Source organism: Citrobacter sp. RHBSTW-00029 (assembly GCF_014104295.1).
Lineage (GTDB): Bacteria > Pseudomonadota > Gammaproteobacteria > Enterobacterales > Enterobacteriaceae > Citrobacter > Citrobacter youngae.
In genome coordinates this window covers 3936694-3961603 of record NZ_JABXRT010000001.1, presented here as the reverse complement: position 1 = coordinate 3961603, position 24910 = coordinate 3936694, and the positions used below count along the sequence as shown (strand labels likewise).

The following is a 24910-nucleotide window of genomic DNA, read 5'->3' as shown; positions in this document are numbered from 1 at the left end:
TCGCGTTCTGCTAACAAATATCCATTGGATGTATAAAATGCAGACAGGAATATATTAAAAATGAGATGGTTATGACAGCAGTATTTTATATCACCCTCGCGCAATAGCACGAGGGTGACAGGCATAAAAATTAGCCGGTGTTACGCATACCGGCAGCAACGCCAGCAATTGTCACCATTAGCGCCTGTTCGACGCGTGGGTCTGGTGCATGACCTTGCTCTTCTGCCTGGCGCGAACGATATAATAATTCGGCCTGTAAGACGTTCAGTGGGTCAGTATAAATATTCCTTAACTGAATAGACTCGGCAATCCATGGTAGATCGGCCATCAAATGTGAGTCATTGGCGATTGCCAACACCACATTGATATCGGCTTCCAGACGCTGACGCAGTTCTTCACCCAATGGCCAAAGCTCTTTTTTGACCAGGCGCTGATCGTAGTACTCCGCCAGCCACAGGTCAGCTTTTGAGAACACCATCTCCAGCATGCCAAGACGCGTGGAGAAGAATGGCCAGTCACGGCACATTGCTTCAAGCTCGCTTTGCTTACCGTCTTCAACCACTTTTTGCAGTGCCGTCCCCGCACCCAGCCAGGCCGGAAGCATCAGGCGGTTCTGCGTCCAGGCGAAGATCCACGGAATAGCACGCAGAGACTCTACGCCACCGGTCGGGCGACGTTTTGCCGGACGTGAGCCGAGTGGTAACTTGCCCAGTTCCTGCTCTGGTGTTGCGGAACGGAAGTAAGGAACGAAGTCTTTGTTTTCACGAACATATCCACGATAGAGATCGCAGGAGATATCTGACAGCTCATCCATGATATGACGCCAGTTATCTTCTGGCTCCGGCGGTGGTAACAGGTTAGCCTCCAGAATTGCGGCAGTGTACAGCGACAGGCTGCTGATGGTGACTTCCGGCAGGCCGTACTTAAAGCGGATCATCTCACCTTGTTCTGTCACGCGCAGGCCGCCTTTCAGGCTGCCTGGCGGTTGAGAGAGCAGTGCCGCATGGGCAGGCGCGCCGCCGCGACCAATGGAGCCGCCGCGACCGTGGAACAGCGTCAGTTCGATACCGGCTTTTTCGCAGGTTTTGATCAGCGCGTCCTGTGCCTGGTATTGCGCCCAGGAGGCCGCCATCACGCCCGCATCTTTTGCGGAGTCAGAGTAGCCAATCATGACCATCTGTTTGCCCTGAATAAAGCCGCGATACCAGTCGATATTCAGTAGCTGGCTCATGACATCATCGGCGTTGTTCAGGTCGTCCAGCGTCTCAAACAGCGGGGCAACAGGCATAGCAAAACCAATGCCGGATTCTTTCAGCAGTAAATGCACGGCCAGTACGTCAGACGGTGTTTTCGCCATTGAGATAACATAGGCAGCAATGGAGCCATAAGGCGCTTCGGCAATCACCCGGCAGGTATCGAGCACTTCACGGGTATCGTTGCTCGGTTCCCAGTGACGCGGCAGCAGCGGACGCTTGGAATTCAGCTCGCGGATCAGGAACGCTTGTTTATCCGCTTCTGACCAGTTTTCGTAGTCGCCAATTCCCAGATAGCGGGTCAGTTCGCCCAGTGCTTCGGTATGACGAGTGCTTTCCTGACGAATATCAATGCGTACCAGCGGTACGCCAAAACATTTCACGCGCCTAAGGGTGTCGAGCAACTCGCCATTGGCGATGATGCCCATACCACAGGCCTGTAGAGACTGGTAACACGCGTATAGCGGCTCCCAAAGCTGTTCGTTTTGGGTTAGCAGGCCAACAGGTTTTGGCAGTTTTTCGCCTTTCAGACGCGCTTCCAGCCAGGCCTGAGTTGCCATCAGACGTGAACGCAGCATTTTCATCAGATAGCGATAAGGTTCTGCCGCACCTTCTTCACCGACCAGCGCCATCAGTTCCGGAGTGGCTTCAACCATCGACAGTTCAGAAATCAAAAACTGGATGTCTTTCAGGAACAAGTCAGTGGCTTTCCAACGGCTAAGCAGCAACACATGGCGGGTGATATCTGCGGTGACATTCGGGTTACCATCACGGTCGCCGCCCATCCAGGAGGTAAAACGTACCGGAACAAAATCGACAGGTAGCTTATAGCCCAGATGTTCTTCCAGCTGTTCATTTAGCTCGCGCAGGTAGTTGGGTACGCCTTCCCACAGGCTGTTTTCAACCACTGCGAAGCCCCATTTGGCTTCATCAACCGGGCTTGGTCGTAGTTTACGGATTTCATCCGTATGCCAGGACTGAGCAATCAACTGACGCAAACGACGCATCAGTTGGTGGCGCTCGTAATCGACGATGTCTTTATTATCAAGCTGTTTGAGGCATGCGTTTACTTCACCCATTTTATGTATCAAGGTGCGGCGGGTGATTTCGGTTGGGTGCGCGGTCAACACCAGCTCCAGAGACAGCGATTCCACGGCTTTCTTGATGGTGGTTTCATCGAGGTTGGGCTGGTCTTTCAATTTACGCAGGGTGCGAGCAATCACTTCCGGGTTGCTGGCAGCTTCGCCTTTTGGCGAAATACTATGGTACTGCTCGGCGGTATTGGCCAGATTCAGGAACTGGCTAAATGCGCGGGCAACGGGCAGCAGCTCGTCGTTAGACAGATTTTGCAGTGTGGTGAGCAGTTCCTGGCGATTAACTTCATTGCCAGCGCGGGATGACTTGGACAACTTACGGATTGTTTCTACGCGGTCGAGAATGTTCTCTCCCAGCGCGTCCTTGATGGTCTCTCCCAGCACTTTGCCGAGCATACTGACATTACTACGCAACGCGGAATATTGTTCGTTCATATTTACCCAGACACCCCATCTTGAAATTATTAGCCCTGTATTTTTCGGGCTTAACTTTTTAGCCGTCTTTTATAAAGCCACGTAAAACTCGTGGCGTCAATTGCTGCGAAATCGGTTCAGCAAACGAAAAAATGGCGGCAATTTACGTTATTTAATTCACATCGAACCAAATAAGCGTTGCTTATGGAAATGTTAAGAAATCGCCCCAATTACCCCTAAAGGGTTATCAGGGCAACAAGCCGCTAATGCCAGCAGAAATGGTGCACAACCTGGGTGATTAATTCGCGGGTTGGCTTAATAAAGCGTGTTTCCAGATATTCATCCGGCTGATGTGCCTGATTAATAGAACCAGGACCCAATACCAGCGTCGGACACAGCGTCTGGATAAAGGGCGCTTCGGTGCAGTAGTTCACTACTTCAGTCTGTGCGCCCAGCAGTTTCTCAACCACCTCGACCAGCTGATGGTCCGGCGGACACTCATAGCCAGGAATCGGCGGATGCAGTTCCGATACGGTCAGGCGACCCGGCCAACGTTCGCTGACCGGGGCCAGCGCATCGTTGAGTAGCCCATTGAGATCGTTTAGCGTCATACCCGGTAGTGGGCGAATGTCCATATGCAGTTCGCAGCAGGCGCAGATACGGTTAGCAGCATCGCCGCCATGAATATGGCCCAGATTTAACGTGGGGTACGGCACGGTAAAGGCGTCATGGTGATAGCGTTCTTTCAGGTCATCGCGCAGCTTCATGATATGGCCGATGGCATCATGCATCAGTTCAATCGCATTCACGCCGCGTGCCGGATCGCTTGAGTGACCCGACTGACCCAAAATTCGAATTGCGTTGGAGATATGGCCTTTGTGCGCGCGAACGGGCTGCAGAGATGTCGGTTCGCCAATGATTGCACAGTCCGGGCGGAGCGAGGTCGTTTCAGAAAAGTAACGTGCGCCGGCCATACTGGTTTCTTCATCAGCGGTAGCCAGAATGTAGAGTGGTTTTTTCAGTTTCGTTACATCCACACCGCGCAGTGCATCGAGAATAAAGGCGAAAAAGCCTTTCATATCCGCCGTACCCAGACCGTAAAGCTTATTGTCGTGTTCGGTGAGGGTGAAGGGATCGCGTGTCCAACGGCCATCGTCAAAGGGTACGGTATCGGTATGGCCCGCCAACAACAGGCCGCCAGCGCCCTGTCCAATGCTCGCCAGCATATTGAATTTATTTCGCGTATCGGGAACCGGTTGGACCTCCACATTGAAGCCTAAATCTTTAAACCAGCCCGCCAGCAGAGTGATTAAACCTGCATTGCTTTGATCGAGCGCTTCTTCGGTGGCGCTGATCGATGGCGTGGCAATCAGAGCGCGGTAAATCTCGATAAATGGCGGTAAATTGTTTTTCATTGTTGACACACCTCGGGTCATGATAGTATCAATATTCATGCAGTATTTGTGAATAAAAATACATTAACGTTGAGCGTAATAAAACCCACCAAGTGTAAGGTGAGGTGATAAAGGCTTATACCTGGCAACCGAATCTAAGAAGGTGAACAGCTCCAATGTTGAATACGCTGATTGTGGGCGCGAGTGGCTACGCTGGCGCAGAGCTTGTGACCTATGTAAATCGCCATCCTGATATGACCATAACCGCTTTGACCGTCTCAGCGCAAAGCAATGATGCAGGAAAATTAATCTCCGATTTACATCCGCAGCTAAAAGGCATTGTCGATTTGCCGTTACAGCCAATGTCCGATATCAGCGAGTTTAGCGCAGGGGTGGACGTTGTGTTTCTCGCGACGGCTCATGAGGTCAGTCATGATCTGGCACCGCAGTTTCTGCGTGCCGGGTGTGTGGTGTTTGACCTCTCAGGCGCGTTCCGCGTAAACGACGGCGCATTTTATGAGAAATACTATGGCTTTACCCATCAGCATCCTGAACTGCTGGAACAGGCGGTATACGGTCTGGCTGAGTGGAGCGCAGACAGACTGAAAGACGCGAATTTGATTGCTGTGCCGGGTTGTTACCCGACGGCAGCACAATTGTCGCTGAAACCACTGATTGATGCCGGGCTGTTGGATCTCCGTCAGTGGCCGGTGATTAACGCCACCAGTGGGGTGAGCGGTGCGGGCCGTAAGGCCGCTATTTCGAACAGCTTTTGTGAAGTGAGCCTGCAACCATATGGCGTGTTTACTCACCGCCATCAGCCGGAAATCGCGACTCACCTGGGTACGGAGGTGATCTTCACTCCACATCTGGGCAATTTCCCACGTGGGATCCTGGAAACCATTACCTGCCGTCTGAATGCGGGTGTAACTCAGGCTCAGGTAGCGCAGACGCTGCAACAGGCATATAGCGATAAACCGCTGGTGCGTCTGTATGACAAAGGGGTTCCGGCGCTGAAGAATGTGGTTGGATTACCGTTCTGTGATATCGGATTTGCAGTGCAGGGCGAACATCTGATTGTGGTAGCGACTGAAGATAACTTATTGAAGGGCGCGGCGGCACAGGCCATGCAGTGCGCAAATATCCGTTTCGGCTTTGCTGAGACGCAGTCTCTTATTTAAGGGTGCAATGATGAATCCATTAATTATCAAGCTGGGCGGCGTTTTACTGGATAGCGAAGAGGCGCTGGAGCGTCTGTTTACCGCGCTGGTAAATTATCGCGAGTCGCATCAGCGTCCGCTGGTCATTGTGCACGGTGGTGGCTGCGTGGTCGACGAGCTGATGAAGCAGCTGAATCTGCCGGTGAAAAAGAAAAATGGTCTGCGTGTTACGCCAGCCGATCAAATCGACATCATCACGGGGGCACTGGCGGGAACCGCGAATAAAACCTTGCTGGCCTGGGCGAAGAAACATCAAATTGCCTCTGTGGGTCTGTATCTTGGCGATGGCGACAGTGTAAAAGTGACGCCACTCGATAAAGAGTTGGGTCACGTTGGACTGGCGCAGCCGGGTTCGCCTAAGCTGATTAACACGCTGCTGGAAAGCGGTTTTCTGCCGGTAGTGAGTTCTATTGGCGTTACTGAGGATGGGCTGTTGATGAACGTTAATGCCGATCAGGCGGCGACGGCGCTGGCGGCAACGCTGGGTGCGGATCTGATCCTGCTTTCTGATGTGAGCGGTATTCTGGATGGCAAAGGCCAGCGTATTGCCGAAATGACCGCGACGAAAGCGGAACAGCTGATTGAGCAGGGTATTATTACCGATGGCATGATCGTGAAGGTCAATGCGGCGCTGGATGCTGCGCGTACGCTGGGCCGCCCGGTAGATATCGCTTCCTGGCGTCATGCTGAGCAACTCCCGGCGTTGTTTAACGGCACGCCGATTGGTACGCGTATTCTGGCTTAACTATTAATGTGCCGGATGGCGGCTTCGCCTTATCCGGCCTGGATGGGTTTTGTAGGCCCGGTAAGCGCAGAGCCACCGGGCAAAAATATCATATTAAGGAAATTCGTTATGGCACTTTGGGGTGGGCGTTTTACACAGGCAGCAGATCAGCGGTTCAAACAGTTCAACGACTCGTTGCGTTTTGACTACCGCCTGGCAGAGCAGGATATTGTCGGCTCTGTGGCCTGGTCCAAAGCGCTGGTAACCGTCGGCGTACTGACTGCTGATGAACAACTGCAGCTGGAAGAAGCGTTGAATAATCTGCTGGAAGAGGTTCGCGCGAATCCGCAGCAGATCCTGCAAAGCGATGCTGAAGATATTCACAGCTGGGTGGAAGGCAAGCTGATTGATAAAGTCGGGCAGTTAGGTAAAAAACTGCACACCGGGCGTAGCCGTAATGACCAGGTGGCAACTGATCTTAAACTGTGGTGCAAAGACACGGTCATGGAACTGCTGTCTGCTAATCGTCAGTTGCAAAGCGCGTTGGTCGACACCGCGCAAGATAATCAGGACGCGGTTATGCCGGGTTACACACACTTGCAACGTGCACAGCCGGTGACGTTTGCTCACTGGTGTCTGGCTTATGTCGAAATGCTGGCACGTGACGAGAGCCGTCTGCAGGACGCGCTTAAGCGTCTGGACGTTAGTCCGTTAGGCTGCGGCGCGCTGGCGGGTACGGCGTATGAAATCGATCGCGAGCAGCTGGCGGGTTGGTTGGGCTTTGCCTCGGCTACGCGCAACAGTCTGGACAGCGTTTCTGACCGTGACCACGTGCTGGAGTTACTCTCAGACGCCTCCATCGGCATGGTACACCTGTCGCGTTTTGCTGAAGACCTGATTTTCTTTAACACCGGCGAAGCGGGCTTTGTCGAGCTGTCCGATCGTGTGACTTCGGGTTCATCTTTGATGCCGCAGAAGAAAAACCCGGATGCATTAGAGCTGATCCGTGGCAAATGTGGCCGCGTACAAGGTGCGCTGACCGGCATGATGATGACGTTAAAAGGCCTCCCGCTGGCATACAACAAAGATATGCAGGAAGACAAAGAAGGGCTGTTCGACGCGCTCGACACCTGGCTGGACTGTCTGCATATGGCCGCGCTGGTGCTGGATGGCATCCAGGTGAAACGTCCGCGTTGTCAGGAAGCGGCGCAGCAGGGTTATGCCAACGCCACTGAATTGGCGGATTATCTGGTTGCCAAAGGTGTTCCGTTCCGCGAAGCACACCATATCGTAGGTGAGACGGTGGTTGAGGCGATTCGTCAGGGCAAACCGCTGGAAGCGCTGTCGCTTGCTGACTTGCAAAAGTTCAGCAGCGTCATTGGCGATGATGTCTATCCGATACTCTCACTACAATCCTGTCTGGATAAACGTGCGGCGAAAGGCGGCGTATCGCCGCAGCAGGTCGCGCAGGCAATCGCCGATGCAAAGGCGCGTCTCGCATAACCTTTGTTGTTGTAGGCCTGACAAGCGTAGCGTCATCAGGCAAAAAGTTATCAGAGCCTGGCATTAAGCCGGGCTTTTTTATGCAAAAAAAATGCGGACCAGAGGTCCGCAAAAGTTCACGTTGGCTTTAGTTATTTCGAGTATGAGAACGGACAGGCGCTTCAAGGGTTAAAGGGTACCGTTCCGTTTCTGTGGTGCATTATTAAACAGAAAGCTTGATAGGGATAATCGTTCGTTGCTATGCTACCTATCGCCATGAACTATCGTGGCGATGGAGGATGAATAATGAATATTCGTGATCTTGAATACCTGGTGGCGCTAGCCGAGCATCGTCACTTCCGGCGAGCGGCGGACTCCTGCCACGTCAGCCAGCCAACGCTTAGCGGGCAAATCCGCAAACTGGAAGATGAGCTTGGCGTTATGCTGCTGGAGCGTACGAGTCGTAAAGTGCTGTTCACTCAGGCAGGTTTACTGCTGGTGGATCAGGCGCGTACCGTGCTGCGCGAGGTCAAAGTGCTCAAGGAAATGGCAAGCCAACAAGGCGAGACAATGTCAGGCCCGCTGCACATTGGTTTGATCCCAACGGTGGGGCCATACCTGTTGCCGCATATTATCCCTATGTTGCACCAGACCTTCCCGAAACTGGAAATGTACCTGCATGAAGCGCAGACGCATCAGCTGCTGGCGCAACTGGATAGCGGTAAGCTCGACTGCGTGATCCTGGCGTTGGTGAAAGAGAGTGAGGCGTTCATCGAAGTACCGCTATTTGATGAGCCTATGCTGCTGGCGATCTATGAAGATCATCCGTGGGCAAACCGTGACTGTGTACCGATGTCCGATCTGGCGGGTGAAAAACTGCTGATGCTGGAAGATGGGCACTGCCTGCGCGATCAGGCAATGGGCTTCTGCTTTGAAGCGGGTGCTGATGAAGATACCCATTTTCGGGCAACCAGTCTGGAAACGCTGCGTAACATGGTGGCGGCAGGAAGCGGGATTACCTTACTGCCTGCGCTGGCTGTTCCGCCGGAGCGTAAGCGTGATGGTGTCGTTTATCTGCCATGCATTAAACCCGAACCGCGTCGTACGATTGGTCTGGTGTACCGTCCTGGTTCGCCGCTGCGCAGCCGTTATGAACAGCTGGCAGAGGCCATCCGGGGATCAATGGATGGCCATTTCGACAGTGCGTTAAAACAGGCGGTTTAAGCCATTTAGCGCCGCTACCCGATAGGCTTCTGCCATGGTTGGGTAGTTAAAGGTGGTGTTAACGAAGTACTCGATGGTGTTACCACCACCTTTTTGCTCCATGATCGCCTGACCGATATGAATAATTTCGGCTGCGCGTTCCCCAAAGCAGTGGATCCCCAAAATCTCTTTGGTCTCGCGATGGAACAGGATCTTCAGCGTTCCGACACTCATACCGACGATTTGCGCCCGCGCCAGATGTTTAAACTGGGCGCGACCGACTTCGTATGGGACTTTCATTGCCGTTAGCTGCTGTTCGGTTTTACCGACGGAGCTGATTTCCGGAATGGTATAAATCCCGGTCGGGATATCTTCAATCAGATGCGCGGTGGCTTCGCCTTTGACCAGTGCCTGGGCGGCAATGCGTCCCTGGTCGTAGGCCGCCGATGCCAGGCTCGGATAACCGATCACATCGCCAACGGCATAGACGTGCGGCAGCGCGGTCTGATACATGCTATTTACTTTGAGCTGCCCGCGACTGTCGGTTTTCAGACCAATATTTTCCAGTGCCAGCGAATCGGTATTACCGGTGCGACCATTGGCGTACAGCAGACAGTCTGCTTTCAGCTTTTTACCGGATTTCAGGTGCATGATGACGCCGTCATCACAGCCTTCAATCCGCTCATACTCTTCATTGTGGCGAATGACCACGCCGCTGTTCCAGAAGTGGTATGAGAGCGAATCGGACATCTCTTGATCGAGGAATGCCAGCAGGCGATCGCGGGTGTTAATTAAATCAACTTTTACGTCCATTCCACGGAAGATCGACGCATATTCACAGCCAATCACGCCTGCGCCATAAATCAGAACATGGCGAGGTTCGTGATGCAGGCTGAGGATAGAATCACTGTCGTAAACGCGTGGGTGCGAAAAATCGACGTCAGTTGGGTGATAAGGGCGTGAGCCACAGGCAATAACAAACTTATCTGCGGTGAGTGTTTCCACTGTACCGTCGTGGCATTCCAGGGCGATCGTGTGTTCATCAACAAAACGGGCATTGCCCTGCAAAATTTCGCAGTGGTTACGCTCGTAAAATCCTTGCCGCATACGCGTTTGCTGATTAATGACGTTATCAGCGTGGTTGAGAATATCGGCGAAAGAAGAACGAAGAAGTCGGGAATGGTCGCTATAAAGTGGGTTCTGATTGAATTCGATAATACGGCTGACTGCGTGGCGGAGCGCTTTCGACGGGATTGTGCCCCAATGGGTACAGCCTCCGCCGACGTTATGATAGCGCTCAATTACCGCGACGCGCGCTCCTTGCTTAACCAGACCCATTGCAGCGCCTTCGCCGCCGGGACCGGAACCTATTACTATTGCATCGTAATCGTAGGAATGTGACATGGTCAGGCTTACCTGTTCTTATACATAAAAGCAACAGAATAGTAACATCGTTGTCGGGATAACCCAATTATCGTTGTGCTTTTTTGCGAAGTCGAAGCACAAACTGCGCGTAAACAATCATTCACAAAGCCATGCCAACCGCCTAATCTCTGGTATAGTGCCAGCAAGGTATGTGGAAGGATTCAGACATCGTGATGGGCGTTAGAGCGCAACAAAAAGAGAAAACCCGGCGTTCGCTGGTAGAAGCCGCATTTAGTCAACTCAGCGCTGAGCGTAGTTTTGCCAGCCTCAGTTTACGCGAAGTCGCTCGCGAAGCGGGCATTGCGCCAACCTCGTTTTATCGCCATTTCCGCGATGTGGATGAACTCGGTCTGACGATGGTGGACGAGAGTGGTCTGATGCTGCGCCAGTTGATGCGCCAGGCGCGTCAGCGCATCGCTAAAGGCGGGAGTGTGATCCGCACCTCGGTCTCAACATTTATGGAGTTCATCGGCAACAATCCCAACGCCTTCCGTTTATTATTGCGCGAGCGTTCGGGGACTTCCGCAGCGTTTCGTGCAGCGGTCGCACGTGAAATTCAGCACTTCATTGCGGAACTTGCGGACTATCTGGAACTCGAAAACCATATGCCTCGTGCGTTTACTGAAGCGCAAGCCGAAGCCATGGTAACCATTGTTTTCAGCGCCGGGGCAGAAGCACTGGATGTTGGCGCTGAACAGCGTCGGCAGTTGGAAGAGCGGCTGGTATTGCAACTGCGCATGATCGCGAAAGGCGCATTTTATTGGTACCGCCGTGAACAAGAGAAGATGACGCACCACTCCGAGTAACGAGAAGGACAAGCAATGAAACAGTCAGGTCAAGATAAAGGTACGCTGCTGCTGGCGCTGGTTGCTGGCTTATCGATCAATGGCACATTTGCGGCGCTGTTTAGCTCCATTGTGCCATTCTCAGTATTTCCGATTATTTCGCTGGTGCTGACGGTTTATTGTCTGCATCAACGCTATCAGAACCGCACTATGCCTGTGGGGCTACCGGGCCTGGCTGCCGCCTGTTTTATTCTCGGCGTTCTGTTGTACAGCACCGTGGTACGTGCTGAATATCCGGATATTGGCTCTAACTTCTTCCCGGCGGTACTGTCGGTGATTCTGGTGTTCTGGATCGGCTTTAAAGTGCGTAACCGTAAACAGGAAATTGTGGAGTAACCGTTGTCGCTGTAGGCCGGATAAGGCAAAGCCGCCATCCGGCAATCTGAACCGGTAGTGCTTATCCGGCCTCCGTTCAGTCTTACTTCTTCGTTAACAGTACTCCGCACTCCATATGGTGCGTATACGGGAATTGATCGAACAGCGCCAGACGTGAAACATTGTGCGTCTGGCTTAACGTTTCCAGGTTCTTACACAGCGTCTCCGGGTTGCAGGAGATGTACAGAATCCGCGGATACGCCTGTACCATTTTCTCCGTTTCGCTGTCCAGACCGCTGCGCGGTGGGTCAACGAAAATGGTTTCACACTGGTAACTCTTCAGATCGATTCCCTGCAAACGGTTGAACTCGCGAACCCCGTTCATCGCCTGAGTAAACTCTTCGGCCGCCATACGAATAATTTGCACGTTATCAATATGGTTAGCCGCGATATTGTACTGTGCAGCAGCCACGGAAGGTTTGGCGATTTCGGTGGCCAGTACGCGGTTGAAGTTTTGCGCCAGAGCTAACGAGAAGTTGCCATTACCGCAGTACAGCTCAAGCAGGTCGCCTTTTGATCCTCTGGTGACATCAATTGCCCATTCCAGCATCTGGATATTCATGGCGGCATTCGGCTGGGTAAAACTGTTCTCAACCTGGCGGTAGATAATCTCTTTACCTGCAACCGGCAAGCGTTCGTCAATGTAGTCCTGGTCCAGCTCGATTTTGGTTTTGGTGGCCCGACCAATCAAATGCACGTTCAGGTTTTGCGCCCGCAGCGCATCCCGCAGCGCTTCGGCTTCCTTACGCCATTCATCATCCAGCTTTTTATGGTACAGCATCGATACCACTGCCTGATCGCTCAGGGTGGTGAGGTAATCAATCTGAAACAGTTTGTGGCGCAGGACGTGGTTGTTGCGTACACCTGCAATCATTGCCGTCATCAGCGTATTGATAAGCTCGCTGGCCGCCGGAAAGCTGTCGACGCGAATACGGTTTTTCGTTTGGCTGTCGAACATGATGTGGTACAGGTCGTCCCCGTCATGCCACAGACGGAACTCGGCACGCATACGGTAATGGCTAACCGGTGAGCGGAACACTTCCGGAGCCTGTGCATAAAATGGCGTCATTAAGCTCTGCAGACGCACCACTTTCTCAGCTAACTGGGCGTCGTACTGTTCTGTCGGAAGGTGTTCGGGGGTCATGATGCGTCCTGAAAAATAAAAGTACGCGGGGATTGTAGGGATTGCTCATCAGATGTCCAGTTATTGATGATTTCCGATATTGTGATATCCGGTCTGGACACCAGGTTGTAACAAACTGTAGCATCCGTTTTCCGGTCCTGTGAGTTAAAAGGGAATCCAGTGTAAATCTGGAGCTGACGCGCAGCGGTAAGGAAAGGTGAAATGAGAGCGTAAAGCAGACACTGCCTGTGGGTGGGAAGTCCTCATTTCTTTTTATTCGGTATCCTGAATAACCTTCCAAGCCCGAAGACCTGCCGGCTAACGTCGCATCTGGTTTTCACTATCGCGTACTATCGGTGGACCTGCGGCATCCTTCTTATATTGTGGATGCTTTACAATGATTAAAAAATCGTTGCTGTTGACGGCGCTTTCCGTCGCGACATCTTCTGGTTGGGCGCAGGATGCTAGCCCAGATACTCTCGTCGTTACTGCCAACCGTTTTCAGCAGCCCCTAAGTGCAGTACTTGCACCCATCACCGTCGTTACACGTCAGGACATCGATCGCTGGCAATCTACCTCGGTAAACGATGTATTGCGTCGTTTGCCTGGTGTTGATATCGCACAAAGCGGCGGTATGGGGCAAAACTCGTCTATTTTTATTCGCGGTACTAACTCCAGCCATGTTCTGGTGTTGATAGATGGTGTACGTCTTAATTTAGCGGGAGTTAGCGGCTCGGCCGATCTTAGCCAGTTCCCGGTATCGCTGGTGCAACGTATTGAGTATATCCGCGGGCCGCGTTCCGCTATATATGGTTCGGATGCGATTGGCGGCGTGGTGAATATCATTACTACGCGCGAAAAACCAGGGACGGAACTGACTGCCGGCGTGGGAAGCAATGGGTATCAAAATTACGATATCGCAACCCAACAACAGCTTGGCGAAAATACGCGTGTCACGTTGATGGGCGATTATGCCTACACCAAAGGCTTCGATGTCGTGGCCTACGGTAGCACTGGCGCACAGGCTCAACCGGATAAAGACGGTTTCTTAAGCAAGACGCTGTATGGCGCACTGGAGCACAACTTCTCCGAGACATGGAGCGGGTTTGTTCGTGGTTATGGTTATGATAACCGCACAGATTATGACTCGTATTATTCTCCTGGCTCGGCGCTACTTGATACCCGACAGCTGTATAGCCAGAGCTGGGACGCTGGGTTACGTTTTAATGGCGAGCTGATTCAGTCACAACTGGTTTCGAGCTACAGCCACAGTAAAGACTACAACTATGATCCGAACTATGGCCGCTATGATTCCTCGGCCACGTTAGATGATATGAAGCAATACAATGTTCAGTGGTCAAACAGCATAGTTGTTGGCCACGGTAACATTGGTGCAGGCGTGGACTGGCAAAAGCAAACTACGGAACCTGGCACTGGGTATGTTACGGACGGTTACGACCAACGTAATACTGGCCTCTATTTGACGGGATTGCAGCAGCTTGGTGACTTCACCTTCGAAGGTGCGGCACGTAGTGATGATAACTCTGAGTTTGGTCGTCATGGTACATGGCAAACCAGTGCCGGATGGGAGTTTATCGAAGGCTATCGTTTCATTGCCTCCTATGGCACATCTTACAAAGCGCCAAATTTGGGTCAGTTGCATGGCTATTACGGCAATGCAAACCTTGATCCCGAAGAGAGTAAGCAGTGGGAAGGGGCGTTTGAAGGGATAACATCAGGGGTTAACTGGCGCGTGTCAGGGTATCGCAACGATATCGATGACATGATCGACTACAACACCCACACTCAAAAGTACTACAACGAAGGCAAAGCGCGTATTAAAGGTATCGAAGCGACTGCAAACTTCGACACCGGGCCGTTGGCGCATACGCTTAGCTACGACTACGTAGATTCGCGTAATGCGATTACCAACGAGCCACTGGCTCGTCGTTCTAAACAGCAGGTGAAATACCAGCTCGACTGGCAGGTCTATGATTTTGATTGGGGCCTGACATATCAATATCTGGGGACGCGATACGATACGGACTACGTTACTTATCAACCGGTAAAAATGGGCGGTGTGAGTTTGTGGGATTTGGCAGTGTCATATCCGATCACCTCACAGCTGACAGTTCGTGGTAAAATTGCCAACCTGTTCGATAAAGATTACGAGACAGTTTATGGCTACCCAACTGCAGGACGGGAATACACCTTGTCTGGCAGCTACACCTTCTGATTCACGTCCCACCGTGCTGGTGTTTGATTCCGGCGTCGGTGGGTTGTCGGTCTACAATGAGATCCGGAATCTCCTGCCGGATCTCCACTATATATATGCTTTTGATAACGTCGCCTTTCCTTATGGTGAGAAAAGCGAAGAGTTTATCGTTGAGCGTGTTGTTGAGATTGTGACTGCAGTTCAGCAACGATATCCCCTCGCACTCGCGGTTATCGCATGCAATACCGCCAGCACGGTGTCACTCCCGGCATTACGTGAAAAGTTCGCTTTTCCGGTTGTCGGTGTGGTGCCTGCGATTAAACCCGCGGCGCGGCTCACGGCGAATGGTATTGTAGGGCTACTGGCGACGCGCGCGACGGTGAAACGCTCGTACACACACGAATTGATTGCGCGCTTTGCTAACGAGTGTCAGATAGCGATGTTGGGATCCGCTGAGTTGGTGGAGCTGGCAGAAGCGAAGCTGCACGGCGAAACAGTTTCTCTGGAAGAGCTGCGCCGTATTCTGAGACCGTGGCTGCGGATGTCGGAACCTCCTGATACGGTGGTCCTTGGATGCACCCATTTCCCTCTGTTACAGGAAGAGCTTTTACAGGTCCTGCCCGAGGGGACGAGGCTGGTGGATTCTGGTGCTGCGATTGCGCGTCGAACGGCCTGGTTATTAGAACACGAAGCGCCAGATGCAAAATCGGCCGATGAGAATGTGGCATTTTGCATGGCAATGACAACAGAGGCTGAACAATTATTGCCAGTGTTGCAGCGCTATGGCTTCAAAACGCTCGAAAAACTGGCAATTTAGTCTGTTTTGGTGAAAAAATACGCACTCGGAGAATTATTTTAAATTTCCCCTTGTCAGCCTGAAATAACTCCCTATAATGCGCCTCCACTGACACGGAACAACGGATTACACGCCGCCGGGTCAGCGGAGAAAAGCAAAAATAAATGCTTGACTCTGAATGAGGAAAACGTAATATACGGGACCTCGCGACAGAGCGCTAAAGCGCGTCGCAACTGCTCTTTAACAATTTATCAGACAATCTGTGTGGGCACTCGAAGATACGGGTTCTTAACGTCGCAAGACGAAAAATGAATACCAAGTCTCTGAGTGAACATACGTAATTCATTACGAAGTTTAATTCACGAGCATCAAACTTAAATTGAAGAGTTTGATCATGGCTCAGATTGAACGCTGGCGGCAGGCCTAACACATGCAAGTCGAACGGTAGCACAGAGGAGCTTGCTCCTTGGGTGACGAGTGGCGGACGGGTGAGTAATGTCTGGGAAACTGCCCGATGGAGGGGGATAACTACTGGAAACGGTAGCTAATACCGCATAACGTCGCAAGACCAAAGAGGGGGACCTTCGGGCCTCTTGCCATCGGATGTGCCCAGATGGGATTAGCTAGTAGGTGGGGTAACGGCTCACCTAGGCGACGATCCCTAGCTGGTCTGAGAGGATGACCAGCCACACTGGAACTGAGACACGGTCCAGACTCCTACGGGAGGCAGCAGTGGGGAATATTGCACAATGGGCGCAAGCCTGATGCAGCCATGCCGCGTGTATGAAGAAGGCCTTCGGGTTGTAAAGTACTTTCAGCGAGGAGGAAGGTGTTGAGGTTAATAACCTTAGCAATTGACGTTACTCGCAGAAGAAGCACCGGCTAACTCCGTGCCAGCAGCCGCGGTAATACGGAGGGTGCAAGCGTTAATCGGAATTACTGGGCGTAAAGCGCACGCAGGCGGTCTGTCAAGTCGGATGTGAAATCCCCGGGCTCAACCTGGGAACTGCATCCGAAACTGGCAGGCTAGAGTCTTGTAGAGGGGGGTAGAATTCCAGGTGTAGCGGTGAAATGCGTAGAGATCTGGAGGAATACCGGTGGCGAAGGCGGCCCCCTGGACAAAGACTGACGCTCAGGTGCGAAAGCGTGGGGAGCAAACAGGATTAGATACCCTGGTAGTCCACGCCGTAAACGATGTCGACTTGGAGGTTGTGCCCTTGAGGCGTGGCTTCCGGAGCTAACGCGTTAAGTCGACCGCCTGGGGAGTACGGCCGCAAGGTTAAAACTCAAATGAATTGACGGGGGCCCGCACAAGCGGTGGAGCATGTGGTTTAATTCGATGCAACGCGAAGAACCTTACCTACTCTTGACATCCAGAGAACTTTCCAGAGATGGATTGGTGCCTTCGGGAACTCTGAGACAGGTGCTGCATGGCTGTCGTCAGCTCGTGTTGTGAAATGTTGGGTTAAGTCCCGCAACGAGCGCAACCCTTATCCTTTGTTGCCAGCGGTTCGGCCGGGAACTCAAAGGAGACTGCCAGTGATAAACTGGAGGAAGGTGGGGATGACGTCAAGTCATCATGGCCCTTACGAGTAGGGCTACACACGTGCTACAATGGCGCATACAAAGAGAAGCGACCTCGCGAGAGCAAGCGGACCTCATAAAGTGCGTCGTAGTCCGGATTGGAGTCTGCAACTCGACTCCATGAAGTCGGAATCGCTAGTAATCGTGGATCAGAATGCCACGGTGAATACGTTCCCGGGCCTTGTACACACCGCCCGTCACACCATGGGAGTGGGTTGCAAAAGAAGTAGGTAGCTTAACCTTCGGGAGGGCGCTTACCACTTTGTGATTCATGACTGGGGTGAAGTCGTAACAAGGTAACCGTAGGGGAACCTGCGGTTGGATCACCTCCTTACCTTAAAGAAGCGTTCTTTGTAGTGCTCACACAGATTGTCTGATGAAAATTAGCAGTAAGAAAATCTCTGCAGGCTTGTAGCTCAGGTGGTTAGAGCGCACCCCTGATAAGGGTGAGGTCGGTGGTTCAAGTCCACTCAGGCCTACCAAATTCTTTCTGATACCGCGTTGTGAAACGACTCGCATACTTCAGTATGCTTCGCCGCTCCACGCCTTGTCTCAGCAAGAATTAAGGTGAATGAGATAACTACGATGGGGCTATAGCTCAGCTGGGAGAGCGCCTGCTTTGCACGCAGGAGGTCTGCGGTTCGATCCCGCATAGCTCCACCATCTTTACTGCAAAAAACCAAGAAAACTTCAGAGTGTACCTGAAAAGGTTCACTGCGAAGTTTTGCTCTTTAAAAATCTGGATCAAGCTGAAAATTGAAACGACACACTGTTTCATTTCTCCGTAATAAGAAATGAAAAGCGGTGTGTTCGAGTCTCTCAAATTTTCGCAACACGGTGGTGTTTTACGAAACATCTTCGGGTTGTGAGGTTAAGCGACTAAGCGTACACGGTGGATGCCCTGGCAGTCAGAGGCGATGAAGGACGTGCTAATCTGCGATAAGCGTCGGTAAGGTGATATGAACCGTTATAACCGGCGATTTCCGAATGGGGAAACCCAGTGTGATTCGTCACACTATCATTACGTGAATCCATAGCGTAATGAAGCGAACCGGGGGAACTGAAACATCTAAGTACCCCGAGGAAAAGAAATCAACCGAGATTCCCCCAGTAGCGGCGAGCGAACGGGGAGCAGCCCAGAGTCTGAATCAGCTTGTGTGTTAGTGGAACGGTCTGGAAAGTCCGACGGTACAGGGTGATAGTCCCGTACACCAAAATGCACAGGTTGTGAACTCGAAGAGTAGGGCGGGACACGTGGTATCCTGTCTGAATATGGGGGGACCATCCTCCAAGGCTAAATACTCCTGACTGACCGATAGTGAACCAGTACCGTGAGGGAAAGGCGAAAAGAACCCCGGCGAGGGGAGTGAAAAAGAACCTGAAACCGTGTACGTACAAGCAGTGGGAGCCTCTTTATGGGGTGACTGCGTACCTTTTGTATAATGGGTCAGCGACTTATATTCTGTAGCAAGGTTAACCGAATAGGGGAGCCGAAGGGAAACCGAGTCTTAACTGGGCGTTAAGTTGCAGGGTATAGACCCGAAACCCGGTGATCTAGCCATGGGCAGGTTGAAGGTTGGGTAACACTAACTGGAGGACCGAACCGACTAATGTTGAAAAATTAGCGGATGACTTGTGGCTGGGGGTGAAAGGCCAATCAAACCGGGAGATAGCTGGTTCTCCCCGAAAGCTATTTAGGTAGCGCCTCGTGAACTCATCTTCGGGGGTAGAGCACTGTTTCGGCTAGGGGGTCATCCCGACTTACCAACCCGATGCAAACTGCGAATACCGAAGAATGTTATCACGGGAGACACACGGCGGGTGCTAACGTCCGTCGTGAAGAGGGAAACAACCCAGACCGCCAGCTAAGGTCCCAAAGTCACAGTTAAGTGGGAAACGATGTGGGAAGGCACAGACAGCCAGGATGTTGGCTTAGAAGCAGCCATCATTTAAAGAAAGCGTAATAGCTCACTGGTCGAGTCGGCCTGCGCGGAAGATGTAACGGGGCTAAACTGTGCACCGAAGCTGCGGCAGCGACACTATGTGTTGTTGGGTAGGGGAGCGTTCTGTAAGCCGTTGAAGGTGTGTCGTGAGGCATGCTGGAGGTATCAGAAGTGCGAATGCTGACATAAGTAACGATAATGCGGGTGAAAAACCCGCACGCCGGAAGACCAAGGGTTCCTGTCCAACGTTAATCGGGGCAGGGTGAGTCGACCCCTAAGGCGAGGCCGAAAGGCGTAGTCGATGGGAAACAGGTTAATATTCCTGTACTTGGTGTTACTGCGAAGGGGGGACGGAGAAGGCTATGTTAGCCGGGCGACGGTTGTCCCGGTTTAAGCATGTAGGCGGGTGTTTTAGGTAAATCCGGAACACTACTAACGCTGAGGTGTGATGACGAGGCACTACGGTGCTGAAGTAACAAATGCCCTGCTTCCAGGAAAAGCCTCTAAGCATCAGGTAACACGAAATCGTACCCCAAACCGACACAGGTGGTCAGGTAGAGAATACCAAGGCGCTTGAGAGAACTCGGGTGAAGGAACTAGGCAAAATGGTGCCGTAACTTCGGGAGAAGGCACGCTGATATGTAGGTGAAGTGATTTACTCATGGAGCTGAAATCAGTCGAAGATACCAGCTGGCTGCAACTGTTTATTAAAAACACAGCACTGTGCAAACACGAAAGTGGACGTATACGGTGTGACGCCTGCCCGGTGCCGGAAGGTTAATTGATGGGGTTATCCGTAAGGAGAAGCTCTTGATCGAAGCCCCGGTAAACGGCGGCCGTAACTATAACGGTCCTAAGGTAGCGAAATTCCTTGTCGGGTAAGTTCCGACCTGCACGAATGGCGTAATGATGGCCAGGCTGTCTCCACCCGAGACTCAGTGAAATTGAACTCGCTGTGAAGATGCAGTGTACCCGCGGCAAGACGGAAAGACCCCGTGAACCTTTACTATAGCTTGACACTGAACACTGGTCCTTGATGTGTAGGATAGGTGGGAGGCTTTGAAGTGTGGACGCCAGTCTGCATGGAGCCAACCTTGAAATACCACCCTTTAATGGCTGGTGTTCTAACGTGGACCCGTAATCCGGGTTGCGGACAGTGTCTGGTGGGTAGTTTGACTGGGGCGGTCTCCTCCTAAAGAGTAACGGAGGAGCACGAAGGTTAGCTAATCCTGGTCGGACATCAGGAGGTTAGTGCAAAGGCATAAGCTAGCTTGACTGCGAGAGTGACGGCTCGAGCAGGTGCGAAAGCAGGTCTTAGTGATCCGGTGGTTCTGAATGGAAGGGCCATCGCTCAACGGATAAAAGGTACTCCGGGGATAACAGGCTGATACCGCCCAAGAGTTCATATCGACGGCGGTGTTTGGCACCTCGATGTCGGCTCATCACATCCTGGGGCTGAAGTAGGTCCCAAGGGTATGGCTGTTCGCCATTTAAAGTGGTACGCGAGCTGGGTTTAGAACGTCGTGAGACAGTTCGGTCCCTATCTGCCGTGGGCGCTGGAGAATTGAGGGGGGCTGCTCCTAGTACGAGAGGACCGGAGTGGACGCATCACTGGTGTTCGGGTTGTCATGCCAATGGCATTGCCCGGTAGCTAAATGCGGAAGAGATAAGTGCTGAAAGCATCTAAGCACGAAACTTGCCCCGAGATGAGTTCTCCCTGAGACTTTAAGTCTCCTGAAGGAACGTTAAAGACGATGACGTTGATAGGTCGGGTGTGTAAGTGTAGCGATACATTGAGCTAACCGATACTAATGAACCGTGAGGCTTAACCTTACAACGCCGAAGATGTTTTGGCGAAGAGACATCAGATTCAGCTTGATACAGATGACATCAGAACGCAGAAGCGGTCTGATAAACAGAATTTGCCTGGCGGCTGTAGCGCGGTGGTCCCACCTGACCCCATGCCGAACTCAGAAGTGAAACGCCGTAGCGCCGATGGTAGTGTGGGGTCTCCCCATGCGAGAGTAGGGAACTGCCAGGCATCAAATAAAGTGAAGAAGCCCATCCTGACGGATGGGCTTTTTTGCGTCTGTGCGGGGTACACATTGCCGGATGCGGCGCAGCGCGTACCATCGGGGGCAAAGCAATATCCTGAGCCTCCATAACACAAGCCATCCTGCAGCATATGCGGTAAACTAAGCGCGATTTTGCATCAGGAAAGCGTCTATGAATCACTCCCTTAAAACCTGGAACACCTTCGGTATCGATCAACAAGCTAATGAACTTGTCCGCGCCGAAAATGAGCAACAACTACTGAATGCCTGGCAATTAGCCAATGCATCACATCATCCAGTACTGATCCTGGGCGAAGGGAGTAACGTCCTGTTTCTTGATACCTTCCAGGGAACAGTGATCGTCAATCGTATTAAAGGTATAGAGGTTACAGAGAAGCCTGACGCGTGGTACCTACACGTTGGGGCTGGTGAGAACTGGCATCATCTGGTACAGCATACATTGCAGCTTGGCATGCCTGGACTGGAAAACCTGGCGCTTATTCCCGGCTGTGTTGGCTCATCGCCAATCCAGAATATTGGTGCTTATGGTGTGGAACTTCAGCGTGTTTGCGAATATGTGGACTGCATTGAACTGGCTACCGGTAAGCATCTGCGTGTAAGTGCCACAGAATGCCGATTTGGATACCGCGACAGCATCTTCAAGCATGAGTACCAGGATCGTTTCGCGATTGTAGCCGTTGGGCTGCGTTTACCTAAACAGTGGCAGCCCGTCCTCACTTACGGTGACCTGACGCGCCTGGATCCTTCAACGGTAACGCCTCAACAGGTTTTTGATTCTGTTTGTCATATGCGCACCACAAAGCTGCCCGATCCAAAAGTAAACGGTAATGCGGGGAGTTTCTTTAAAAATCCGGTTGTCAGTTCGAATATCGCACAGGAACTTCTGGCGAAATTTCCGATTGCGCCTCATTATCCGCAGGCTGATGGTTCTGTGAAACTGGCTGCTGGCTGGCTTATCGATCAATGCCAGCTTAAAGGCATGCGCATTGGTGGCGCAGCGGTACATCAGCAGCAGGCACTGGTGCTGATCAATGCAGATAATGCGACGAGTCAGGATGTAGTGCAACTTGCACACCATGTGCGCCAAAAAGTCGGTGAGAAATTTAATGTCTGGCTCGAACCAGAGGTCCGGTTTATTGGTCCGCAGGGTGAGGTGAATGCCGTGGAGATCGTTGCATGAAGGATAATACCGTCCCCCTGACGCTTATTTCATTATTAGCCGATGGCGAATTTCACTCCGGTGAGCAACTCGGTGAAACGCTGGGAATGAGCCGTGCGGCAATCAATAAGCATGTCCAGACGCTACGTGACTGGGGTGTTGATGTATTTACTGTCCCTGGTAAAGGATACAGCTTACCGGAGCCTATCCAACTATTAGATGCCTCACTTATTCATTCTCAACTGGATGGTGGAAATATCACTGTCCTGCCGGTTATCGACTCAACCAATCAGTACCTGATGGACCGAATAGGTCAGTTGGAGTCAGGGGATGCCTGCGTCGCTGAATATCAGCAGGCCGGGCGCGGCCGCCGTGGACGTAAATGGTTCTCTCCCTTTGGCGCTAACCTATACCTCTCGATGTTCTGGCGGCTGGAACAAGGGCCGGCCGCTGCAATTGGTCTGAGTCTGGTGATTGGTATCGTCATGGCTGAGGTTTTGCGCGATCTGGGTGCGGATAAAGTCCGTGTAAAATGGCCCAACGACCTCTATTTACTCGACCGTAAACTGGCAGGGATCCTGGTTGAACTCACTGGTAAGACGGGCGATGCGGCGCAGATCGTTATTGGTGCCGGAATTAACATGTCTATGCGCCGGGTCGAAGAGAATGTGGTTAATCAGGGGTGGATTAACCTACAGGAAGCAGGCATAAACATTGACCGTAATACTCTTGCGGCTCGACTGATCCGCGAGCTTCGTGCTGCACTGATACTGTTTGAGCAAGAGGGGTTAGTGCCTTATTTATCACGCTGGAAGGCACTTGATAACTTTATCAACCGCCCGGTTAAACTCATTATTGGCGATAAAGAAATATTTGGTATCTCGCGGGGAATAGATGCTCAAGGTGCACTATTGCTTGAGCAGAATGGTGAGATAAAGCCATGGATGGGTGGGGAAATATCGCTCAGAAGCGCTGAATAATAAGAAGAAGGGGAGCATCGGCTCCCCTTTTTTATTTATTTTCTTAACCTGACTTGCTCAACGGCATGATTGGCACTTTTAGTCATTATCAAGCTGGCTCTTTCACGCGTTGGTAAAATATTTTGCTTTAAATTCAGCCAGTTGATTTCTTTCCATAGCGATGTGGCAGTGTTGATAGCCTCATCTTCTGATAATTTTGCATAGTTATGGAAATAAGAGTCCGGGTTGGTAAACGCCCCTTCACGGAATTTCAGAAAACGGTTGATATACCACGTCTGGAGTAATTCTTCTGGCGCATCAACATAAATAGAAAAGTCGACAAAGTCAGAAACAAATACATGATGTGGATCGTGAGGATAGTCCATCCCGCTTTGTAATACATTTAGCCCTTCGAGTATTAATATGTCGGGCTGGGCAACGGTTTTGTCACCATCAGGGATCACATCATAGATTAGATGAGAATAGACCGGCGCTGTGACGTTAGGGACGCCTGACTTCAGGTCGGAAACAAATTTTACCAGACGGTGCATATCATAAGACTGAGGGAAGCCTTTCTTCTTCATGAGCCCGCGTTCTTTCAACACCTGGTTTGGGTGAAGAAACCCATCGGTCGTAATCAGCTCAACTTTGCGGTGCTCTGGCCAGCGGCTAAGCAGTGCCTGCAAAACGCGCGCTGTCGTACTTTTACCGACGGCGACGCTGCCAGCAATACTAATGATATAAGGAATACGCTCGCCATTCGTGCCTAAAAATTGCTCCAGCACTGCCTGACGTCGCAGGTTCGAACTGATGTAAAAATTTAGCAAACGCGATAGAGGCAAATAAATCTCGGCAACTTCTTCCAGCGATAAGTCTTCGTTAATGCCTTTAAGACGAGCAATCTCTTCCTCGGTCAGGGTCATCGGCACGGAATCACGAAGCGCAGCCCACTGGTTGCGATCAAACTGTAGGTAAGGCGACGTTAACGCTTGCTCTTTTATACTCATACGCATGGTCTGGCTGTCATTGCTATATCAGGTCTGCGGTAAAAAACGAAATCATCCCCGGCACGCAATGGCACGCACATTTCAGTTAATTTGGACAATGGGCAGGAGGGTAACACCAGATGAGGGGGAATAATAAGAAAAAATCGTCCCCTGAAAAGCATTGTGACGAGTATTCCAGATGTATAAAGATGTGCTTTCTCTCTGTCTGGACGTGAATAACGGAGCAAAACCCTCTCCGGTTATAACGCTCAACGTTGGAAATTTGTGCAATTCAGATAAGAAATAGATTATTTATCGGGCGTATAGTGCAAAATGTGAGCGGAAGAACATTTTATGCAATTTTTTAGTTGCATGAGCACGCAGGTATCCATAAAATGCGCGCTACTTGATGCCGACTTAGCTCAGTAGGTAGAGCAACTGACTTGTAATCAGTAGGTCACCAGTTCGATTCCGGTAGTCGGCACCATCAAGTCCGGTGGGGTTCCCGAGCGGCCAAAGGGAGCAGACTGTAAATCTGCCGTCACAGACTTCGAAGGTTCGAATCCTTCCCCCACCACCACTTTCTGGCAGCGTTATCGCCGCCTGAGTTGGTTAAAAAATTTAATCAGCTCAAACATAAA

The 24910-nt window shown here is 51.7% G+C and carries 15 protein-coding genes, 4 tRNA genes, 3 rRNA genes, 1 pseudogene and 1 riboswitch; of the genes and pseudogenes, 17 read left to right on the top strand and 6 right to left on the bottom strand.

Translation table 11 applies throughout. The annotated features are described in order from the left end of the window. Positions 1–130: 130 nt before the first annotated feature. Entirely contained in the window at positions 131–2782 is a 2652-nt protein-coding gene (gene ppc, locus HV041_RS19170; RefSeq protein ID WP_121585295.1) for a phosphoenolpyruvate carboxylase, read from the bottom strand. Between the two features lie 242 nt (positions 2783–3024). After that, positions 3025–4176: an acetylornithine deacetylase gene (argE, locus tag HV041_RS19165; protein ID WP_121585296.1), complete on the bottom strand. Its 1152-nt coding sequence runs from the start codon at positions 4174–4176 to the stop codon at positions 3025–3027. Between the two features lie 155 nt (positions 4177–4331). On the opposite strand from argE, the gene argC reads away from it, so the two are divergent. The 4 genes from argC (at position 4332) to oxyR (ending at position 8805) form a co-directional block, all read left to right on the top strand. Continuing rightward, positions 4332–5336, top strand: a complete 1005-nt coding sequence (argC, locus tag HV041_RS19160; RefSeq protein WP_048213975.1) for an N-acetyl-gamma-glutamyl-phosphate reductase — start codon at positions 4332–4334, stop codon at positions 5334–5336. A 7-nt stretch (positions 5337–5343) separates the two neighbouring features. After that, positions 5344–6120 (top strand): acetylglutamate kinase, encoded by a 777-nt coding sequence (gene argB / locus HV041_RS19155; protein ID WP_086523529.1) that lies wholly within the window; start codon positions 5344–5346, stop codon positions 6118–6120. Between the two features lie 108 nt (positions 6121–6228). After that, entirely contained in the window at positions 6229–7602 is a 1374-nt protein-coding gene (gene argH / locus HV041_RS19150; RefSeq protein WP_121585297.1) for an argininosuccinate lyase, read from the top strand. Positions 7603–7887: 285 nt separating this feature from the next. Then, positions 7888–8805 (top strand): DNA-binding transcriptional regulator OxyR, encoded by a 918-nt coding sequence (gene oxyR, locus HV041_RS19145; RefSeq protein WP_003028858.1) that lies wholly within the window; start codon positions 7888–7890, stop codon positions 8803–8805. Here the strand turns inward: oxyR and sthA are convergent. Then, positions 8788–10188: a Si-specific NAD(P)(+) transhydrogenase gene (gene sthA / locus HV041_RS19140; RefSeq protein WP_040233022.1), complete on the bottom strand. Its 1401-nt coding sequence runs from the start codon at positions 10186–10188 to the stop codon at positions 8788–8790. The two genes, oxyR and sthA, sit on opposite strands and share 18 nt — an antisense overlap. 191 nt (positions 10189–10379) lie before the next feature. Between sthA and fabR the strand changes: the two genes are divergently transcribed. Both fabR and HV041_RS19130 read left to right on the top strand, forming a co-directional pair. Further along, positions 10380–11015: an HTH-type transcriptional repressor FabR gene (gene fabR, locus HV041_RS19135; protein WP_003028862.1), complete on the top strand. Its 636-nt coding sequence runs from the start codon at positions 10380–10382 to the stop codon at positions 11013–11015. 15 nt (positions 11016–11030) lie between these two features. After that, a complete protein-coding gene (locus HV041_RS19130; RefSeq protein WP_003028863.1) occupies positions 11031–11390 on the top strand; it encodes a YijD family membrane protein in 360 nt (119 codons plus the stop codon). Between the two features lie 82 nt (positions 11391–11472). On the opposite strand, the gene trmA is transcribed toward HV041_RS19130, so the two are convergent. Beyond that, positions 11473–12573, bottom strand: coding sequence for a tRNA (uridine(54)-C5)-methyltransferase TrmA (trmA, locus tag HV041_RS19125; RefSeq protein ID WP_048213972.1), 1101 nt, complete (start codon positions 12571–12573; stop codon positions 11473–11475). 115 nt (positions 12574–12688) lie between these two features. Further along, positions 12689–12886, top strand: a riboswitch (cobalamin riboswitch). Between the two features lie 63 nt (positions 12887–12949). Here trmA and btuB point away from each other — a divergent pair. The 9 genes from btuB (at position 12950) to birA (ending at position 23304) form a co-directional block, all read left to right on the top strand. Beyond that, the gene (gene btuB, locus HV041_RS19120; RefSeq protein WP_121585298.1) at positions 12950–14788 is read left to right on the top strand and encodes a TonB-dependent vitamin B12 receptor BtuB; all 1839 of its coding nucleotides are present in this window, start codon (positions 12950–12952) and stop codon (positions 14786–14788) included. Beyond that, positions 14733–15584 (top strand): glutamate racemase, encoded by an 852-nt coding sequence (murI, locus tag HV041_RS19115; RefSeq protein ID WP_048213970.1) that lies wholly within the window; start codon positions 14733–14735, stop codon positions 15582–15584. The genes btuB and murI overlap by 56 nt, the downstream gene beginning before the upstream one ends. A gap of 355 nt (positions 15585–15939) precedes the next feature. After that, positions 15940–17481 (top strand): 16S ribosomal RNA (locus HV041_RS19110). Positions 17482–17552: 71 nt separating this feature from the next. Next, positions 17553–17629, top strand: a tRNA-Ile gene (locus HV041_RS19105). A 105-nt stretch (positions 17630–17734) separates the two neighbouring features. Beyond that, positions 17735–17810 (top strand) — tRNA-Ala (locus HV041_RS19100). A gap of 206 nt (positions 17811–18016) precedes the next feature. Further along, positions 18017–20923 (top strand): 23S ribosomal RNA (locus tag HV041_RS19095). 92 nt (positions 20924–21015) lie between these two features. After that, a 5S ribosomal RNA gene (rrf, locus tag HV041_RS19090) occupies positions 21016–21131 on the top strand. Together the 16S, 23S and 5S rRNA genes with 2 tRNA genes alongside form the textbook arrangement of a ribosomal RNA operon. A 185-nt stretch (positions 21132–21316) precedes the next feature. After that, a complete protein-coding gene (gene murB / locus HV041_RS19085) occupies positions 21317–22345 on the top strand; it encodes a UDP-N-acetylmuramate dehydrogenase (protein ID WP_121585299.1) in 1029 nt (342 codons plus the stop codon). Continuing rightward, positions 22342–23304 carry a bifunctional biotin--[acetyl-CoA-carboxylase] ligase/biotin operon repressor BirA gene (gene birA / locus HV041_RS19080; protein ID WP_048214125.1) on the top strand — a complete coding sequence of 321 codons (963 nt, stop codon included), beginning with the start codon at positions 22342–22344 and terminating at the stop codon, positions 23302–23304. The genes murB and birA overlap by 4 nt, the downstream gene beginning before the upstream one ends. A gap of 35 nt (positions 23305–23339) precedes the next feature. On the opposite strand, the gene coaA is transcribed toward birA, so the two are convergent. Beyond that, positions 23340–24290 carry a type I pantothenate kinase gene (gene coaA, locus HV041_RS19075; RefSeq protein WP_043018507.1) on the bottom strand — a complete coding sequence of 317 codons (951 nt, stop codon included), beginning with the start codon at positions 24288–24290 and terminating at the stop codon, positions 23340–23342. Between the two features lie 302 nt (positions 24291–24592). Beyond that, positions 24593–24661 (bottom strand): annotated as a pseudogene (locus tag HV041_RS25135) (hypothetical protein); the annotation flags it as partial. A 19-nt stretch (positions 24662–24680) separates the two neighbouring features. On the opposite strand from HV041_RS25135, the gene HV041_RS19070 reads away from it, so the two are divergent. Together HV041_RS19070 and HV041_RS19065 are read left to right on the top strand one after the other, a co-directional pair. Continuing rightward, positions 24681–24756 (top strand) — tRNA-Thr (locus HV041_RS19070). 8 nt (positions 24757–24764) lie between these two features. Further along, positions 24765–24849 (top strand) — tRNA-Tyr (locus HV041_RS19065). The last annotated feature ends 61 nt before the right edge of the window (positions 24850–24910 follow it).

What these genes read in the sequence shown, in the direction of transcription:
- ppc (WP_121585295.1), bottom strand. Translation starts at nt 2,782, where the DNA reads ATGAACGAACAATATTCCGCGTTGCGTAGTAATGTCAGTATGCTCGGC.
- argE (WP_121585296.1), bottom strand. Translation starts at nt 4,176, where the DNA reads ATGAAAAACAATTTACCGCCATTTATCGAGATTTACCGCGCTCTGATT.
- argC (WP_048213975.1), top strand. Translation starts at nt 4,332, where the DNA reads ATGTTGAATACGCTGATTGTGGGCGCGAGTGGCTACGCTGGCGCAGAG.
- argB (WP_086523529.1), top strand. Translation starts at nt 5,344, where the DNA reads ATGATGAATCCATTAATTATCAAGCTGGGCGGCGTTTTACTGGATAGC.
- argH (WP_121585297.1), top strand. Translation starts at nt 6,229, where the DNA reads ATGGCACTTTGGGGTGGGCGTTTTACACAGGCAGCAGATCAGCGGTTC.
- oxyR (WP_003028858.1), top strand. Translation starts at nt 7,888, where the DNA reads ATGAATATTCGTGATCTTGAATACCTGGTGGCGCTAGCCGAGCATCGT.
- sthA (WP_040233022.1), bottom strand. Translation starts at nt 10,188, where the DNA reads ATGTCACATTCCTACGATTACGATGCAATAGTAATAGGTTCCGGTCCC.
- HV041_RS19130 (WP_003028863.1), top strand. Translation starts at nt 11,031, where the DNA reads ATGAAACAGTCAGGTCAAGATAAAGGTACGCTGCTGCTGGCGCTGGTT.
- trmA (WP_048213972.1), bottom strand. Translation starts at nt 12,573, where the DNA reads ATGACCCCCGAACACCTTCCGACAGAACAGTACGACGCCCAGTTAGCT.
- btuB (WP_121585298.1), top strand. Translation starts at nt 12,950, where the DNA reads ATGATTAAAAAATCGTTGCTGTTGACGGCGCTTTCCGTCGCGACATCT.
- murI (WP_048213970.1), top strand. Translation starts at nt 14,733, where the DNA reads ATGGCTACCCAACTGCAGGACGGGAATACACCTTGTCTGGCAGCTACA.
- murB (WP_121585299.1), top strand. Translation starts at nt 21,317, where the DNA reads ATGAATCACTCCCTTAAAACCTGGAACACCTTCGGTATCGATCAACAA.
- birA (WP_048214125.1), top strand. Translation starts at nt 22,342, where the DNA reads ATGAAGGATAATACCGTCCCCCTGACGCTTATTTCATTATTAGCCGAT.
- coaA (WP_043018507.1), bottom strand. Translation starts at nt 24,290, where the DNA reads ATGAGTATAAAAGAGCAAGCGTTAACGTCGCCTTACCTACAGTTTGAT.